Source organism: Cupriavidus sp. CER-90 (assembly GCF_057652055.1).
This window is the reverse complement of the sequence record NZ_JBYGYM010000002.1, coordinates 859,752-875,134: the sequence shown is the minus strand read 5'-3', so window position 1 is coordinate 875,134 and position 15,383 is coordinate 859,752. Positions and strand designations below refer to the sequence as shown.

General features: G+C 65.1%; 16 protein-coding genes. 13 read left to right on the top strand and 3 right to left on the bottom strand.

Translation table 11 applies throughout. The features are described 5' to 3' along the window. Positions 1-22: 22 nt before the first annotated feature. The 4 genes from AC24R4_RS14550 to AC24R4_RS14535 all read left to right on the top strand — a co-directional run bounded on the left by AC24R4_RS14550 (position 23) and on the right by AC24R4_RS14535 (position 3,648). Positions 23-1,081 (top strand): ABC transporter substrate-binding protein, encoded by a 1,059-nt coding sequence (locus tag AC24R4_RS14550; protein ID WP_400391051.1) that lies wholly within the window; start codon positions 23-25, stop codon positions 1,079-1,081. Positions 1,082-1,098: 17 nt separating this feature from the next. Beyond that, positions 1,099-1,968, top strand: a complete 870-nt coding sequence (locus AC24R4_RS14545) for an ABC transporter ATP-binding protein (protein WP_487523302.1) — start codon at positions 1,099-1,101, stop codon at positions 1,966-1,968. 2 nt (positions 1,969-1,970) lie between these two features. Continuing rightward, complete coding sequence (locus tag AC24R4_RS14540) at positions 1,971-2,744, top strand: ABC transporter permease (RefSeq protein ID WP_153946543.1); 774 nt, start codon at positions 1,971-1,973, stop codon at positions 2,742-2,744. A gap of 238 nt (positions 2,745-2,982) precedes the next feature. Further along, positions 2,983-3,648, top strand: coding sequence for a hypothetical protein (locus tag AC24R4_RS14535; protein WP_487523301.1), 666 nt, complete (start codon positions 2,983-2,985; stop codon positions 3,646-3,648). Between the two features lie 10 nt (positions 3,649-3,658). On the opposite strand, the gene AC24R4_RS14530 is transcribed toward AC24R4_RS14535, so the two are convergent. Together AC24R4_RS14530 and AC24R4_RS14525 are read right to left on the bottom strand one after the other, a co-directional pair. Then, on the bottom strand, positions 3,659-4,117 hold the full coding sequence (locus AC24R4_RS14530) for an Lrp/AsnC family transcriptional regulator (protein WP_092595370.1): 459 nt from the start codon (positions 4,115-4,117) through the stop codon (positions 3,659-3,661). 61 nt (positions 4,118-4,178) lie between these two features. Beyond that, positions 4,179-4,733, bottom strand: coding sequence for a cysteine dioxygenase family protein (locus AC24R4_RS14525; RefSeq protein WP_400394321.1), 555 nt, complete (start codon positions 4,731-4,733; stop codon positions 4,179-4,181). 189 nt (positions 4,734-4,922) lie between these two features. Between AC24R4_RS14525 and AC24R4_RS14520 the strand changes: the two genes are divergently transcribed. The 6 genes from AC24R4_RS14520 to AC24R4_RS14495 all read left to right on the top strand — a co-directional run bounded on the left by AC24R4_RS14520 (position 4,923) and on the right by AC24R4_RS14495 (position 10,751). Further along, complete coding sequence (locus AC24R4_RS14520; RefSeq protein WP_400394323.1) at positions 4,923-5,879, top strand: LysR family transcriptional regulator; 957 nt, start codon at positions 4,923-4,925, stop codon at positions 5,877-5,879. A gap of 131 nt (positions 5,880-6,010) precedes the next feature. After that, complete coding sequence (locus tag AC24R4_RS14515; protein WP_066739501.1) at positions 6,011-7,318, top strand: Glu/Leu/Phe/Val family dehydrogenase; 1,308 nt, start codon at positions 6,011-6,013, stop codon at positions 7,316-7,318. 313 nt (positions 7,319-7,631) lie between these two features. Then, positions 7,632-8,531 carry a glutamate/aspartate ABC transporter substrate-binding protein gene (locus tag AC24R4_RS14510; protein WP_153946547.1) on the top strand — a complete coding sequence of 300 codons (900 nt, stop codon included), beginning with the start codon at positions 7,632-7,634 and terminating at the stop codon, positions 8,529-8,531. A gap of 65 nt (positions 8,532-8,596) precedes the next feature. After that, the gene (locus AC24R4_RS14505; RefSeq protein ID WP_400394325.1) at positions 8,597-9,325 is read left to right on the top strand and encodes an amino acid ABC transporter permease; all 729 of its coding nucleotides are present in this window, start codon (positions 8,597-8,599) and stop codon (positions 9,323-9,325) included. Between the two features lie 11 nt (positions 9,326-9,336). After that, positions 9,337-10,020 (top strand): glutamate/aspartate ABC transporter permease GltK, encoded by a 684-nt coding sequence (gene gltK, locus AC24R4_RS14500; RefSeq protein ID WP_153946549.1) that lies wholly within the window; start codon positions 9,337-9,339, stop codon positions 10,018-10,020. Beyond that, positions 10,017-10,751 carry an amino acid ABC transporter ATP-binding protein gene (locus AC24R4_RS14495; protein WP_153946550.1) on the top strand — a complete coding sequence of 245 codons (735 nt, stop codon included), beginning with the start codon at positions 10,017-10,019 and terminating at the stop codon, positions 10,749-10,751. Before gltK ends, AC24R4_RS14495 begins: the two co-directional genes overlap by 4 nt. A 257-nt stretch (positions 10,752-11,008) precedes the next feature. On the opposite strand, the gene AC24R4_RS14490 is transcribed toward AC24R4_RS14495, so the two are convergent. Continuing rightward, complete coding sequence (locus AC24R4_RS14490; protein WP_153946551.1) at positions 11,009-11,839, bottom strand: class II glutamine amidotransferase; 831 nt, start codon at positions 11,837-11,839, stop codon at positions 11,009-11,011. 121 nt (positions 11,840-11,960) lie between these two features. Here AC24R4_RS14490 and AC24R4_RS14485 point away from each other — a divergent pair, with 121 nt between their 5' ends. The 3 genes from AC24R4_RS14485 to pyrC are packed head-to-tail and all read left to right on the top strand — an operon-like array spanning position 11,961 to position 15,379. After that, on the top strand, positions 11,961-13,034 hold the full coding sequence (locus AC24R4_RS14485) for a tartrate dehydrogenase (RefSeq protein ID WP_400395255.1): 1,074 nt from the start codon (positions 11,961-11,963) through the stop codon (positions 13,032-13,034). Further along, complete coding sequence (locus tag AC24R4_RS14480) at positions 13,031-14,329, top strand: glycerate kinase type-2 family protein (protein ID WP_400395253.1); 1,299 nt, start codon at positions 13,031-13,033, stop codon at positions 14,327-14,329. Before AC24R4_RS14485 ends, AC24R4_RS14480 begins: the two co-directional genes overlap by 4 nt. A gap of 15 nt (positions 14,330-14,344) precedes the next feature. Continuing rightward, positions 14,345-15,379 (top strand): dihydroorotase, encoded by a 1,035-nt coding sequence (pyrC, locus tag AC24R4_RS14475; RefSeq protein ID WP_153946553.1) that lies wholly within the window; start codon positions 14,345-14,347, stop codon positions 15,377-15,379. The last annotated feature ends 4 nt before the right edge of the window (positions 15,380-15,383 follow it).

Sequence of the window (15,383 nt, the reverse complement as noted above, 5' to 3'; positions counted from 1 at the left end):
GATCAACTACTGGAGAAGGTTCATGCCGCAATCCCCCTTGCGCCGTCATCTGCTGAAGCTGTGCACCGCGTTGGGCACCACGATGGTGCTGTCGACACTCTGCGCAGGCACCGCGCACGCGCAGGCCCCCACGAAGATCCGCTTCCAGCTCGACTGGCGCTTCGAAGGCCCGTCGGCGCTGTTCCTGCTGGGCGAACAGAAGGGCTACTACAAGGCCGAGAAGCTCGACGTGGCCATCGATGCCGGCAACGGGTCGGGCAACGTGGTCAACCGCGTGGCCTCGGGCACGTACGACATGGGCTTTGCCGACCTGGCGTCGGTGATGGAGTTCTACGGCAACAACCCCGACGCGAAGAACCGCCCCGTGGCCGTGATGATGGTCTACAACAACACGCCGGCCGCCGTGCTGGCGCTGAAGAAGTCCGGCATCAAGGCGCCGAAGGACCTGGCCGGCAAGAAGCTTGGCGCCCCGGTGTTCGACGCCGGTCGCCGCGCCTTCCCGATCTTCGCCAAGGCCAACGGCCTGCAGGCCGGGGCGTTCAACTGGCAGGCGATGGACCCCACGCTGCGCGAGACCATGCTGGCGCGCGGCGATCTGGACGCCATCACCGGCTTCTCGTTCACGTCGATCCTGAACCTGAACGCGCGCGGCGTGAAGGACGAGGACATCGTGGTGCTGCCGTACCCGCAGTACGGCGTGAAGCTCTACGGCAACGCGGTCATCGCGTCCGAACAGTTCCTGAAGAGCAACCCCGAGGCCGTCAAGGCCTTCCTGCGCGCGTTTGCGAAATCGGCGAAGGACGTGATCGCGCGGCCCGAAGACGGTGTCAAGGCCGTCAAGGCGCGCGACGGGATCATCGACGAGAAGCTGGAACTCCGCCGTCTGAAGATCGCGCTGGACAGCGTGGTGAAGTCGCCCGACGCCAAGGCCGAAGGCTTCGGCCGCGTCAGCAAGCCGCGGCTGTCGCTGATGGCTTCGCAGGTGGCCGACGCGTTCGGCACCAAGGGCCGCATCAATCCCGATGCGCTGTGGACCGACGCCTACCTGCCTTCGGCCGCCGAACTGGACGTATTGCGATGATGGCGCGCGAAGCCCTGATGCCCGCCTTGGGCACGCCGGCCGGCGACAAGCCGGAGGCGGACAAACCGGCCCGGCCGTTCGTCGATTTCAATCGCGTCTGGCTGGCCTACGACGACGAACTGGCCCGCCGCGGCGAGTTCGCGGTCGAGGATATCTCGCTGCAGGCGCGCGAAGGCGAATTCATCGCCATCGTCGGGCCGTCGGGCTGCGGCAAGTCCACGTTCATGAAGCTGGCCACGGGGCTGCGGCCGGCCACGCGCGGCGCGGTCAGCATCAACGGTGCCAAGGTGACGGGGCCGCTCAAGCAGGTGGGGATGGCCTTCCAGGCCCCCACGCTGCTGCCGTGGCGCACCACGCTCGACAACGTGATGCTGCCGCTGGAGATCGTCGAGCCGTACCGGTCGACCATGCGCAAGAAGCGCGCCGAATATGTGGAGCGCGCCCGTGCGCTGCTGAAGACGGTGGGCCTGGCCGGCTACGAGGACAAGTATCCATGGCAGCTGTCGGGCGGCATGCAGCAGCGTGCGTCGATCTGCCGCGCGCTGATCCACGAGCCGCGCATGCTGCTGCTGGACGAGCCGTTCGGCGCGCTCGACGCGTTCACGCGCGAGGAACTTTGGTGTGTGCTGCGCGACCTCTGGCAGGCGCAACGCTTCAACGTGATCCTCGTCACCCACGACCTGCGCGAGGCCGTGTTCCTGGCCGACACCGTCTACGTGATGAGCGCGCGCCCGGGACGGATCGTGCTGCGCCGCGAGATCGACCTGCCGCGTCCGCGCCCGCTGGACATTACCTACACCGAACCGTTTGCCGAACGCGTGCACGAACTACGCGAGAAGATCGGCCACAAGCCCGGCAACCACACTGACAACGCGGGACGGCCCTGAACATGACGACGATGTCCTCTCTCCAGGCGAAGCGCGTACAGCGCGTCGCCCCCTGGGTCCTGCTCGGCGCCTGCCTGCTGTTGTGGCAGGGCGCGTGCCTGGTCTTCGATGTATCCGACTTCATCCTGCCCAGCCCGTCTTCGATCGTGGCGTCGCTGTTCGAGTACGCCGGCGTGATTGCCGGACACGCGTGGCGTACGTTCTGGACCACCATGGTCGGCTTTGGCGTGGCCATCGTGGTGGGCGTGGTGCTGGGCATGCTGATGGGCTCGTCGCGGCTGGCCTACGCGGCCACGTACCCGCTGATGACGGCATTCAACGCGCTGCCCAAGGCGGCCTTCGTGCCGATCCTGGTGGTGTGGTTCGGCCTGGGCGCCGGCCCGGCCATCCTGACCGCGTTCCTGATCTCGTTCTTTCCGATCATGGTCAACATCGCCACGGGGCTGGCCACGCTGGAACCGGAATTGGAGGATGTACTACGTGTGCTGGGCGCCAAGCGGCGCGACGTGCTCATCAAGGTGGGCCTGCCGCGCGCGCTGCCGTTCTTCTTTGCGTCGCTCAAGGTCGCCATCACGCTGGCGTTCGTGGGCACCACGGTGTCGGAAATGAACGCGGCCAACGAAGGGATCGGCTACCTGCTGGTGTCGGCCGGATCGGCGATGAAGATGCCCCTGGCGTTTGCCGGGCTGGTGGTGATCGCCGTGATGGCGATGGTCATGTACGAGCTGTTCGCCGTGCTGGAAAAGCGGATGACAGGCTGGGCGCATCGGGGCTGATCGCGGCGCGCCGTCCCGCTGGGCCGGGACGGCAGCAAGACACCGCCATCTTTGGACGGATGGCGATTGTTGACGCGTGGGCCGATACCTAGAGTTGTGGACGTCGGGGCAACGTGCCCTGGCCGTCCATCAACCAAAAACTCAAGGTTCGACCATGCCAAGAAAAAGCCAGATTTGCCGGCGAGCGGCGGCTTCGTCCGCGGCGCTGGTGTTGCTGCTGTCATCTGCGGCGAATGCCATGGCAGATTCGCCAGAACGCCCCGGCGATTGCAGCGCGATCGAGCGGTGGCAGCAGAAGAGCGAGTATCCGCTGGGAAGCTGCGTGACCTACGGCAGGTACATCTGGGCCAATGACGCCCACGCCGAAGCCGGGCAACGGCCTGGCGCCGATGACCGGCGGTGGTACAAGATCGGCGACAACACGCTTGACGACCTGAACGTGGTCGCCGCCAGCGCGGCTGCGCAGCCGACGGTCTTCACCTACACCGCCGAGGCGCCGTGGCAAGGCTCGCGCGTCCAGTTCGTCGCCAGGGGCACCCAGCGCAAGCAGGTCGTCGCGGTCCCGCGGGACGGCTATACCGCGCTGAAGGTGCTGGCCAGCATGGAAGGCGACGTCTATGGAAACCGCGTCTATCCGCTATGGCTGCGTGCGCAGCGCAATGTCAGCGGCTCGGGGCAGGAAGGCACCCTGGGCCCGCTGGAGGCCGTCGGCGGGCATGCCGGTCGCGGCACGCTGATCGTCTGGTACGACCCGGCCGACAATCCCGGGCTGCAGCCCGGCGGACGATACCGGACCAAGCCGGGCATGCGTCTGGTCATCGACGCCATCGGCACCGATCTGCCGAAGCAGCCGAAGATCGGCACGTTCCGGCTCGGTGTCGATGTCGTGCATTCGCCGAAGTAGTCCCCAGGCGCTACGCGTAGTCCAGCGGCAGCGCCGTCGTGTACTTGATCTGCTCCATCGCGAAGCTGGAACTGACATCGGCCAGTTCCACGCCCTGGATCAGCTTCTTGTACACGGCGTCATAGGCGGCGATATCGGGCACCACCACGCGCAGCAGGTAGTCGGTGTCGCCCGCCATGCGGTAGAACTCGGTGACTTCCGGAATCGATGCCACGAGGTCGTGGAAGGTCTTCAGCCATTTCACGTTGTGCTGGCTGGTGCGGATCGAGACAAAGACGGTCACGCCCACATTGAGCCGGGCGGCATCGAGCAGCGCCACGCGCTTGCGGATCACGCCGGACTCTTCCAGCTTCTGTACGCGGCGCCAGCAGGGCGTGGAGGTCAGGCCGACGCGTTCGCCGATGTCGGCAACGGGTACGGAGGCATCTTCCTGGAGGATGCCCAGGATCTGGCGGTCATAGCGGTCCATCGTTGTCAGGTCCGGTAAGGTGGGTGGGCGCCAGCCGCGGGCCACCCTGCCGGGGCGGATGTCAGCTGACGATGGTATCTACCAGCAGGTTCACGCCGGTGGCAATGCGGTCCGGGTCCACGCCGTAGATGTGCAGTGACACGGCCACCGCGTGGCTGTCGTTGCCCAGCGCGTGGATATGCTGCAGGCCGGCTGGCACGCTGAACGTGTCGCCTGCCTCGCGCGTCGCGGCGCCGGTCTGGCTGGCCGTGCGATTCTCGCAATTCCAGCGGTAATGCCGTTCGGACAGCGTGCCGCGCAGCACCCGGTATGCGCACCAGGTGCGATGGCCGTGCACCGGGCTGTGCTGGCCCGGGCGCCAGACCAGCACCATCACCGAAAAACGCTCGTAGGGATCGGCGTAGACCAGATGGCGCGTGTAGTTGTCGGGGCTGCCTTCGAGCGCCCCGGGCGGCAGGCTGGCCAGCAGCGTGTCCGCGTCGGGCAGGCTGGCCGCCACGTGCGCGGCGACCATGCGGGCGTTCTGCGCGAGCGTGGCTTCCATGCCGGAGGCCAGCGAGGAAAACGGGGACGGCGGGGACGGCGTGGAGCGGATGGGGGATGCGGCGGCTTCCATGGCGGGCGCGTTCTTCTTGATGGGCGATATGTGCGATAGCGTTCATCTTAAAAGCGCGTCCGGAGCACCAGCATGCGAAATGTCGTCCCAAGTTGTCCTGCATTGTAATTGCATTCCAATAAATCACAACTTTGGAGAATGTTTTTGCGGACTGCGCCGGCGTTGCTCCATCAGGCGATAATCCGCGCCATGGAAATCAAATGGCTTGAAGACTTCGTCAGCCTGGCCGAGACGCACAGCTTCTCGCGCTCGGCGGAACTGCGGCATGTCACGCAACCGGCGTTCTCGCGGCGTATCCAGTCGCTCGAGGCCTGGGTGGGCACCGAGCTGATCGACCGGTCGAGCTATCCCACCAGTCTGACCGAGGCCGGCAAGGTGTTCTACGAACAGGCGCTGGCAATGCTGGCGCAGGTCAGCGAAACGCGTGCACTGATGCGCGGCCAGCGGTCGGCCAACGCGCAGGTGCTGGAATTCGCGGTGCCCCACACGCTGTCGCTGACGTTCTTCCCGGAATGGCTCAAAGGCGTGGAGCGCAAGCTGGGCACGCTGCCATGCCGCCTGCGCGCGCTGAACGTCCACGATGCGGTGCTGATGCTGGTGGAAGGCGGCTGCGACCTTGTCATGGTGTACCACCATCCGCGTCAGGCCATCCAGCTCGATCCGGCGCACTACGACATGCTGGTACTGGGTACGGAACGGCTGTCGCCGTACAGCGTGCCCGACGCCACGGGCCGCCCGCTGTTTCGGCTGCCTGGCACCGACAAGAAGCCGGTGCCGTTCCTCAGTTACACGCCCAATGCGTTCCTGGGCCGCATGGTGGACATGCTGCTGGCGGAATCCACCGATTCGCTCAAGCTCGACAAATGCTACGAAACCGATATGGCCGAGGCGCTCAAGGTCATGGCGCTGGCGGGCCACGGCATGGCATTTCTGCCAGAAAGCACGGTGCGCGAGGACGTCGCCGCCGGCCGCCTGGTGCGGGCCGAAGCCGCGCGCGGCCTGCCCCAATCGATTGACATGGAAATCCGGCTCTACCGCGAGCGTCCGGCCGAAGGCGGCGAACGGCGCGGCAGCCAGCTTCGGCGCAAGCGCCAGCTGGTGGACAAGGTGTGGGCGACCCTGGTTGCCCCGTCAACGACCGCCTGACAAGGGCCGAGGCATCACGCCAACGTTATGCAAGTCTTGCATAACCGTCATGTGGTGGATGAGCAAACGGCATTGGATTCGGGGAAGGGGGCGCCGATATGCTCCGTGTCACCTTCACTCGGAAACCAACGATGTCTTCCGCAGCACCGACGCAAAACGTCTCCAATGCTCACGCCCTGCCTTCGTACCTGAACGCCGACAATCTCGGTCCCTGGGGCATCTACCTGCAGCAAGTCGACCGTGTCACGCCCTACCTGGGTTCGCTGGCACGCTGGGTGGAAACCCTGAAGCGCCCGAAGCGTGCGCTGATCGTCGACGTACCCATCGAACTGGACAACGGCACCATCGCCCACTTCGAGGGCTATCGGGTGCAGCACAACCTGTCGCGTGGCCCGGGCAAGGGCGGCGTGCGCTTTCACCAGGACGTGACGCTGTCCGAGGTGATGGCGCTGTCGGCGTGGATGTCGGTGAAGAACGCGGCCGTGAACGTGCCGTACGGCGGCGCCAAGGGCGGCATCCGCGTGGACCCGCGCACGCTGTCGCACGGCGAGCTGGAACGCCTGACGCGCCGCTACACCAGCGAGATCAACCTCATCATCGGCCCGACCAAGGATATTCCGGCGCCGGACGTGAACACCAACGCCCAGGTCATGGCCTGGATGATGGATACCTACTCGATGAATTCGGGCAGCACGGCCACCGGCGTGGTGACCGGCAAGCCGATCTCGCTGGGCGGTTCGCTGGGCCGTCACGAGGCCACCGGCCGTGGCGTGTTCGTGGTCGGTTCCGAGGCTGCCCGCAACCTGGGCATGGACGTCAAGGGGGCGCGCGTGGCCGTGCAGGGCTTCGGCAACGTGGGCGCCGTGGCCGCCAAGCTGTTCCATGAGGCCGGCGCCAAGGTGGTGGCGGTGCAGGATCACCGCACGACGCTGTTCGACCCGGCTGGCCTGGACGTGCCGGCGATGATGGAATACGCCTCGCACAGCGGCACGATCGAGGGTTATCGCGCCGAAGTCATCAAGGGCGACCAGTTCTGGGAAGTGGACTGCGACATCCTGATCCCGGCCGCGCTGGAAGGCCAGATCACGGCCGAGAACGCGCCGAAGATCACGGCGAAGCTGGTGATCGAGGGCGCCAACGGCCCGACCACCCCGCAGGCCGACGACATCTTGCGCGAGCGCAATATTCTGGTCTGCCCGGACGTGATCGCCAACGCCGGCGGCGTGACGGTGTCCTACTTCGAATGGGTGCAGGACTTCTCGAGCTTCTTCTGGACCGAAGAGGAAATCAACGAACGCCTGGTACGAATCATGCAAGAAGCCTTCCGGGCGATCTGGCAGGTTGCCCAGGACAACAAGGTCACGCTGCGTACGGCCGCGTTCATCGTCGCCTGCTCGCGGATCCTGCAGGCGCGCGAAATGCGCGGTCTGTATCCCTGATGCAGGCGGGTCAAGGAACGGGACGCCAGGGCTGCTGCAACGCAGCAAATCTGGCCCTTATCCTGATTCACTGAGAAACGGCGACCGGACTTGTTCCGGTCGCCGTTTTTCTATTGACGCCGCTTCCGGAAACTTGCAATCGGACGTTGGCAGTTGTGTCTCATTTTGGCGCATTGCCGCGAAACGCTGCCCGAAATGGCACCAGTTAGGGGAAAAACCCGTTGTCTTGGGTGACGAGCTAAGCAATACTGTTTCGCCGGCGGGACTGTCTGTTACAGTCGCGCCTTTCTCTCTTCATGGTCAAGGAGATGTTATGAATGTTGCCAAGTTGGCCGGCCTGATGATTGCGGCAGGCATGCTGTGCGCGAGCGCACAGGCAGCCGAGCCGCTGACGGGTACGCTGCAGAAGATCAAGGATACGGGTGTCATTACGCTGGGTGTGCGGGACTCTTCGATTCCGTTCAACTACAACCTGGGCGGTGTGCGCCAGGTAGGCTATTCCTACGATATCAATATGAAGATCGTGGAAGCCATCAAGGACCAGCTGAAGCTCCCGAACCTGCAGGTCAAGGAAATCCCGATCACCTCGCAGAACCGCATCACGCTGCTGCAGAACGGCACGATCGACATCGAGTGCGGCTCGACGACGAACAACCTCGAGCGCCAGAAGCAGGCCTCGTTCACCACCAGCATCTTCATCATCGGCACGCGCATCATGGTGAAGAAGGACGGCGGCATCAAGGACTGGGCCGACCTGAAGGGCAAGAACGTGGTGACCACGGCCGGTACGACGTCCGAGCGCCTGCTGCGCAAGATGAACGACGACCAGAAGCTGGGCATGAACATCATCAGCACCAAGGACCATGGCCAGTCGTTCCTGACGCTGGAATCGGGCCGTGCCGTGGCGTTCATGATGGACGACGCACTGCTGTACGGCGAGCGCGCCAAGGCCAAGAACCCGAACGACTGGATCGTGGTGGGCAAGCCGCAGTCGCGTGAATCGTACGGCTGCATGATCCGCAAGGACGACGTGCCGTTCAAGAAGCTGGCCGATCATGTGATCACCGGCCTGATGAAGGACGGCTCGATCAACCAGATGTACACCAAGTGGTTCCAGCAACCGGTGCCGCCGAAGGGCCTGAACCTGGACTTCCCGCTGTCCGAAGACATGAAGGCGCTCTTCAAGAACCCGAACGACAAGGCACTCGACTGATCTGCGCGATTGGAGCAGTGCGAAACGGAAGGAGCAGTCCTTCCGTTTCTTTTTGAGGACGCACTATGGATTACATTTTTCACTGGGGAGTCTTCCTCGAGCAGGCCGCCGCCAACGAGACGTACCTGGACTGGATGATTTCCGGTCTCAAGGTGACGATCGCGCTGGGCCTGTCTTCGTGGGTGATCGCGCTCGTCATCGGCTCCGTGCTCGGCGTGCTGCGCACCGTGCCGAACAAGTGGCTGTCGGGTTTCGCCGCCACCTACGTCGAGATCTTCCGGAACATTCCGCTGCTGGTGCAGTTGTTCATCTGGTACTTCGTCGGCCCCGAGCTGCTGCCCGGCGGCGAGGCCATCAAGCAGATGAACCCGTTCACGCAGCAATTCCTGGCCGCCATGATCTGCCTGGGCACGTTTACCGCCGCCCGGGTTTGCGAACAGGTGCGCTCGGGTATCAATTCGCTGCCGCGCGGTCAGAAGAACGCCGGCCTGGCCATGGGCTTCACGCTGTCGCAAACGTATCGCCACGTGCTGCTGCCGATGGCGTTCCGCGTCATCGTGCCGCCGATCACGTCCGAATTCCTGAACATCTTCAAGAACTCGGCCGTGGCGTCGACGATCGGCCTGCTGGAACTGGCCGCGCAAGGCCGCCAGCTGGTGGACTACACCGCGCGCCCGTATGAATCGTTCATCGCGGTCACGCTGCTGTACGCGCTGATCAACTTCACGGTGATGTTCCTGATGCGCTGGGTGGAACGCCGTACCCGCGTGCCGGGCTTCATCGGCGGCAAGTAAGGAGCTGGAACATGGCATACGAATTCGATTTCAGCTCGATCAACGCATCGACCCTCCACGTGCTCGGCGAGGGCATGATGGTGTCGCTGAAGATCACCGTGACGGCGGTGATCGTCGGCATCGTCTGGGGCACGATCCTGGCGATGATGCGCCTGTCGTCGAGCAAGCCGCTGAACTGGTTCGCGCAGGGGTACGTGACGCTGTTCCGGTCCATCCCGCTGGTGATGGTGCTGTTGTGGTTCTTCCTGATCATCCCGCAGCTGCTGCAGAAGGTGTTCAACCTGAATGCCGCGTCCGACCTGCGCATGACATCCGCGCTGATCGCGTTCTCGCTGTTCGAGGCTGCGTACTACTCGGAAATCATCCGCGCCGGTATCCAGAGCGTGTCGCGCGGACAGATGTTCGCCGCGCAGGCGCTGGGCATGACTTATGGCCAGACCATGCGCCTGGTGGTGCTGCCGCAGGCGTTCCGCAACATGGTGCCGCTGCTGCTGACGCAGGGCATCATCCTGTTCCAGGATACGTCGCTGGTCTACGTGAGCGCGCTGGCGGACTTCTTCGGCCAGGCCTACGGCATTGGCGAGCGTGACGGCCGCATCGTGGAGATGCTGCTGTTCGCCGGCCTCGTGTACTTCATCATTTGTTTCTCCGCTTCGCTGCTGGTCAAGCGTTATCAGAAAAAGGTGGCCGTATGATCGAAATTAATAACGTTTCCAAGTGGTACGGCGCCTTCCAGGTGCTGACGGACTGCACGACCCAGGTCGCCAAGGGTGAAGTGGTGGTGGTGTGCGGCCCGTCGGGCTCGGGCAAGTCGACGCTGATCAAGACCGTGAACGCGCTGGAGCCGTTCCAGAAGGGCGACATCCTGGTCGACGGCACGTCGGTGGGCAACCCCAAGACCAACCTGCCCAAGCTGCGCTCGCGTGTGGGCATGGTGTTCCAGAACTTCGAACTGTTCCCGCACCTGTCGATCACCGAAAACCTGACCATCGCCCAGATGAAGGTGCTGGGCCGCTCGAAGGAAGAGGCGACGGCCAAGGGCCTGAAGTACCTGGAGCGCGTGGGTCTGAAGAGCCAGGCATCGAAGTATCCGGGCCAGCTGTCGGGCGGCCAGCAGCAGCGCGTGGCCATCGCACGGGCGCTGTCGATGGATCCGATCTGCATGCTGTTCGACGAGCCGACGTCCGCGCTTGACCCCGAAATGGTCAACGAAGTGCTGGATGTGATGGTTCAGCTGGCGCAGGAAGGCATGACCATGATGTGCGTGACCCACGAAATGGGCTTCGCCCGCAAGGTGGCCAACCGCGTGATCTTCATGGACGCCGGCAAGATCGTCGAAGACTGTCCGAAGGAAGAGTTCTTCGGCAATATCGACGCCCGCTCGGAGCGCGCCCGCCAGTTCCTGTCGAAGATCCTGCACCACTGAAGCAGCGAAACCCTGGACGAGGCCGTCGGTTGTTTGACGGCCAACGCCGCTCGCCACGCCCAAGCGCATATGAGTAGCGATGTCTTGGCCCTCTCTCCCCTCATGGGGAGAGAGTGGGAGAGAGGGGTGGTTCAGCAAGGAACCACATCAAGCAAGGCCGTTGGTTTAATCCAGCACGGTAGCGCTTGATATGCCGGCCCTCTCCCCCGGCCCCTCTCCCGCTACGCGGGAGAGGGGAGCAAACCACCCGATCCCCTTCAAGTACACGCCGTATTGGCCGCGTTCTTCGCCTGTACCTCGGGCGGGATCGGCACCGTCCACGTCATGGTGGGCCTGCCGTCCTCGAACATGATCAGCTCACCCGGGGAAAACTGGGTCCACGTCTCGTTGTCGGTCAGCGGCGCGGTGGCAATCACCGCCACGCGGTCGTCCGGCGTGGTGACCTGCGAGAAGTCGATCGACAGGTCGGCATCGATCAGATGGGCCTTCGAAAACGGCCATTGCCGCACGATGTAGTACAGCCGCGTGGAGCAGTGCGCGAACAACGCCTGCCCGTTGCATAGCAAAAAGTTGAAAACGCCATGCAGCGTGATGTCGCGGGTGATGTCGGCCAGGGCATGGCCCAGTTCGTTGAGCGGTGGCTGCGACCCCGGAAAGCGCTTTCTGAGCCCCTGCATCAGCGTGCAGAAGGCCAGTTCGCTGTCGGTATCGCCCACGGGCTGGTAGACCCCGGACAGGAACGGCGTGAAGCCCTTCAGGTCGCCGTTGTGGGCAAAGATCCAGTGCCGGCCCCATAGCTCGCGCATGAACGGGTGGCAATTCTCCAGCAGCACCGTTCCCTGCGTGGCCTTGCGGATATGGGAGATGACGTTCTTCGACTTGATCGGGTAGCGTTTGATCAGGTCCGCCACCGGCGACGTACCGGCCGACTGGTTGTCGATGAACAGCCGGCAGGCCTTGTCCTCGAAGAACGCCACGCCGAAACCGTCGGCGTGATGGTCTGTCACGCCGCCGCGGGCGGCGAAGCCGGTAAAGGAAAACGTCACGTCGGTGGGCGTGGCGCAGTTCATGCCTAGCAGCTGGCACATGGCGTGGGCACCGTGCGGCAGGGGGCTGCCGCTTTGCAATAGAATGCAGACATTATCATGCGCGTGCCCGATGCTGCCAAGCCGGGCGCCCGCGCCCCCCGCCACCTCGCCCTTCCCAGCCATGAGTCAATACAAGATCGCTGTCATTCCCGGAGACGGAATCGGAACGGAAGTGATGCCGGAAGGCATCCGTGTCATGGACGCCGCGGCGCGGCGCTTTGGCATCGACTTCCAGTGGGACCACTTCGACTTTTCCAGCTACGCATACTACGAGCGCCACGGCAAGATGCTGCCGGACGACTGGTTCGACACGCTGGTCAAGTACGACGCCATCTACTTCGGCGCGGTGGGCTGGCCGCAGAAGATCGCCGACCATGTGTCGCTGTGGGGGTCGCTGCTGCAGTTCCGGCGCTCGTTCGACCAGTACGTGAACCTGCGGCCCGTGCGCCTCATGCCGGGCATCAAGAGCCCGCTGGCCGGCCGCCAGCCCGGCGACATCGACTTCTACGTGGTGCGCGAGAACACCGAGGGCGAATATTCCAGCATCGGCGGGCGCATGTTTCCGAATACCGACCGCGAGATCGTGGTGCAGGAAACGGTGATGAGCCGGCACGGCGTGGACCGCATCCTGAAATTCGCGTTCGAACTGGCGCAAAAACGACCCAGGAAGCATCTGACGTCGGCCACCAAGTCCAATGGCATCTCGATCACGATGCCGTACTGGGACGAGCGCGTGGAGGCCATGGCCGCCAACTACCCCGGCCTGAAGGTCGACAAGTACCACATCGACATCCTGACCGCGCACTTCGTGCAGCACCCGGACTGGTTTGACGTCGTGGTCGCCAGCAACCTGTTCGGCGACATCCTGTCAGACCTGGGCCCGGCCTGCACGGGCACGATCGGCGTGGCGCCGTCGGGCAACATCAATCCGGACAAGGTCTATCCGAGCCTGTTCGAGCCGGTGCACGGCTCGGCGCCCGATATCGCCGGCAAGGGCATCGCCAACCCGATCGGCCAGATCTGGTGCGGCGCGATGATGCTGGAACACCTGGGCCACGCCGAGGCCGGCGCCGCCGTGCTGCAGGCCATCGAGCAGGTGCTGGCGGCCGGGCCGGGACATGCGCCGCTGACGCGCGACATTGGCGGAACCGCCTCCACGGCCGATCTGGGCCAGGCCATCGCGGAGGCACTGTGAACTTCCAGGGCTGCCCCCGTACCTTGCTGCTCGAGAGCTTCCGCGCCGCCGTGGCGGCCGCCGATCCGCTGGAAATCGTCGCCAGCCACCTGCCGCCGCCCCATGCCGGCGGCCGCACGCTGGTGGTGGGCGCCGGCAAGGCGGCCGCGTCGATGGCGCTGGCGGTCGAACGGGCCTACGCCGGCCACGCCACGCTCGAAGGCGTGGTGGTTACGCGCTACGCGCATGGCCTGCCGACCGAGCATATCCGCGTGATCGAGGCCGGCCATCCGGTGCCCGATGAAGCCGGCGAGCAGGCCGCGGCCGACATCCTGGCGCAGGTGCAGTCGCTGGGCCCCGACGACCGGCTGATCGTGCTGGTTTCGGGCGGCGGATCAAGCCTGCTGTCGCTGCCGGCCGAAGGCATTCCGATGGCGGACCTGAAGGCCACCACCCGCGAATTGCTGCGCTGTGGCGCGCCGATCACCGACATGAATATCGTGCGCAAGCATGTCTCGCGCATCCAGGGCGGACGGCTCGCGCAGGCCAGCCGCGCGCCCGTGACCACGCTGATCGTGTCCGACGTGGCCGGCGACGACCCCAGCGCGATTGCATCGGGGCCGACCGTGCCCGACCCCAGCACCTATGCCGATGCGCTGGCCATCCTCAAGCGTTACGGCGCCACGGTGCCGGCGACCGTCCAGGCGCACCTCGATCGCGGCGCGCGCGGCGAGATCGCCGAAACGCCAAAGCCGGGCGATGCACTGTTCGCCCGCGTGGACAATCGTATGATCGCCACGGCCCATGGCAGTCTGGCCGCGGCCGCCGCGCAGTTCCGCCGCCAGGGCATCCAGCCCGTGCTGCTCGGCGATACCGTGACCGGCGAGGCGCAGGAGGTGGCGCGCGTCTACGCGGCACTGGTGCGCGAGATTCGCAAGTACAATGCGCCGTTCTCCGCGCCGGTGGTGCTGATCTCGGGCGGTGAATGCACGGTCACATTGCCCAGCGGTGCGTCGGAACGGGCCCGTGGCGGCCGCTGTTCGGAATTCCTGCTGTCGCTGGCGATCGAACTGGACGGCGCGGCCGATATCCACGCGATCGCGGCCGATACCGACGGTATCGACGGGTCCGAGGACAATGCCGGGGCGCTGCTCGGGCCCGATTCCCTGGCCCGCGCCGCAGCGGCCGGTGTCTCGGCGCGGCAGAAGCTCGACACGCACGATGCGTGGGGCTTCTTCGACGCCGTGGGCGACCTCGTGGTGACGGGCCCCACGCGTACCAATGTGAACGATTACCGCGCCATCCTGATTCTCTAAGTTGTGCTTGTCCCCATGACCCAGAAGCTTACGATTACCCGCCCCGACGACTGGCATCTGCACGTGCGCGACGGCGCCGCGCTGTCGGCGGTGCTGCCCGACACGGCGCGCCAGTTCGCGCGCGCCATCATCATGCCCAACCTGAAGCCGCCCGTGACCACGGTCGCGCTGGCCCGAGCCTACCGCGACCGCATCCTGGCCGCGCTGCCGGCCGGTGTGGCGTTCGAGCCGCTGATGACGCTGTACCTGACCGACAACCTGCCGCCCGAGGAAATCGTCGCGGCCAAGGCCAGCGGGTTCGTCCATGCGGTGAAGCTCTACCCGGCGGGCGCCACCACCAACAGCGACGCCGGCGTGACCGATATCCGCCGCTGCTATCCGACGCTGGAAGCGATGCAGCGCGAAGGCATTCCGCTGCTGGTGCACGGCGAAGTGACCGATGGCGACATCGACATCTTCGACCGCGAAGCCGTGTTCATCGACCGTGTGATGAAGCCGCTGCGCCGCGATATGCCCGAACTGAAGGTGGTCTTCGAGCACATCACCACGCGCGATGCCGCCCAGTACGTGGCCGAGGCCGAAGGCCCCATCGGCGCGACCATCACCGCGCACCATCTGCTCTACAACCGCAACGCCATCTTCACCGGCGGCATCCGTCCGCATTACTACTGCCTGCCGGTGCTCAAGCGCGAAATCCACCGCGACGCGCTGGTCAAGGCGGCCACGTCGGGCAGCGAACGGTTCTTCCTGGGCACCGACAGCGCCCCGCACGCACGCGGCCTGAAGGAACACGCCTGCGGCTGCGCCGGCTGCTACACGGCGCTGCACGCCATGGAGCTGTACGCCGAGGCATTCGACACGGCCGGCGCGCTGGACAAGCTCGAAGCGTTCGCCAGCTTCAACGGCCCGGCGTTCTACGGCCTGCCGCGCAACACCGGCACGCTGACGCTGACGCGCGAAGACTGGGAGCTGCCGGCCGAACTGCCGTACGGCGATACCACGCTGGTGCCGCTGCGCGCCGGCGAAACGCTGCGCTGGAAGGCCAGCTGAGCGG

What these genes read in the sequence shown, in the direction of transcription:
- AC24R4_RS14505 (WP_400394325.1), top strand. Translation starts at nt 8,597, where the DNA reads ATGGATTACATTTTTCACTGGGGAGTCTTCCTCGAGCAGGCCGCCGCC.
- AC24R4_RS14525 (WP_400394321.1), bottom strand. Translation starts at nt 4,733, where the DNA reads ATGGAAGCCGCCGCATCCCCCATCCGCTCCACGCCGTCCCCGCCGTCC.
- AC24R4_RS14515 (WP_066739501.1), top strand. Translation starts at nt 6,011, where the DNA reads ATGTCTTCCGCAGCACCGACGCAAAACGTCTCCAATGCTCACGCCCTG.
- AC24R4_RS14495 (WP_153946550.1), top strand. Translation starts at nt 10,017, where the DNA reads ATGATCGAAATTAATAACGTTTCCAAGTGGTACGGCGCCTTCCAGGTG.
- AC24R4_RS14540 (WP_153946543.1), top strand. Translation starts at nt 1,971, where the DNA reads ATGACGACGATGTCCTCTCTCCAGGCGAAGCGCGTACAGCGCGTCGCC.
- AC24R4_RS14520 (WP_400394323.1), top strand. Translation starts at nt 4,923, where the DNA reads ATGGAAATCAAATGGCTTGAAGACTTCGTCAGCCTGGCCGAGACGCAC.
- AC24R4_RS14545 (WP_487523302.1), top strand. Translation starts at nt 1,099, where the DNA reads ATGCCCGCCTTGGGCACGCCGGCCGGCGACAAGCCGGAGGCGGACAAA.
- AC24R4_RS14530 (WP_092595370.1), bottom strand. Translation starts at nt 4,117, where the DNA reads ATGGACCGCTATGACCGCCAGATCCTGGGCATCCTCCAGGAAGATGCC.
- AC24R4_RS14550 (WP_400391051.1), top strand. Translation starts at nt 23, where the DNA reads ATGCCGCAATCCCCCTTGCGCCGTCATCTGCTGAAGCTGTGCACCGCG.
- AC24R4_RS14485 (WP_400395255.1), top strand. Translation starts at nt 11,961, where the DNA reads ATGAGTCAATACAAGATCGCTGTCATTCCCGGAGACGGAATCGGAACG.
- AC24R4_RS14535 (WP_487523301.1), top strand. Translation starts at nt 2,983, where the DNA reads ATGGCAGATTCGCCAGAACGCCCCGGCGATTGCAGCGCGATCGAGCGG.
- pyrC (WP_153946553.1), top strand. Translation starts at nt 14,345, where the DNA reads ATGACCCAGAAGCTTACGATTACCCGCCCCGACGACTGGCATCTGCAC.
- gltK (WP_153946549.1), top strand. Translation starts at nt 9,337, where the DNA reads ATGGCATACGAATTCGATTTCAGCTCGATCAACGCATCGACCCTCCAC.
- AC24R4_RS14490 (WP_153946551.1), bottom strand. Translation starts at nt 11,839, where the DNA reads ATGTGCCAGCTGCTAGGCATGAACTGCGCCACGCCCACCGACGTGACG.
- AC24R4_RS14510 (WP_153946547.1), top strand. Translation starts at nt 7,632, where the DNA reads ATGAATGTTGCCAAGTTGGCCGGCCTGATGATTGCGGCAGGCATGCTG.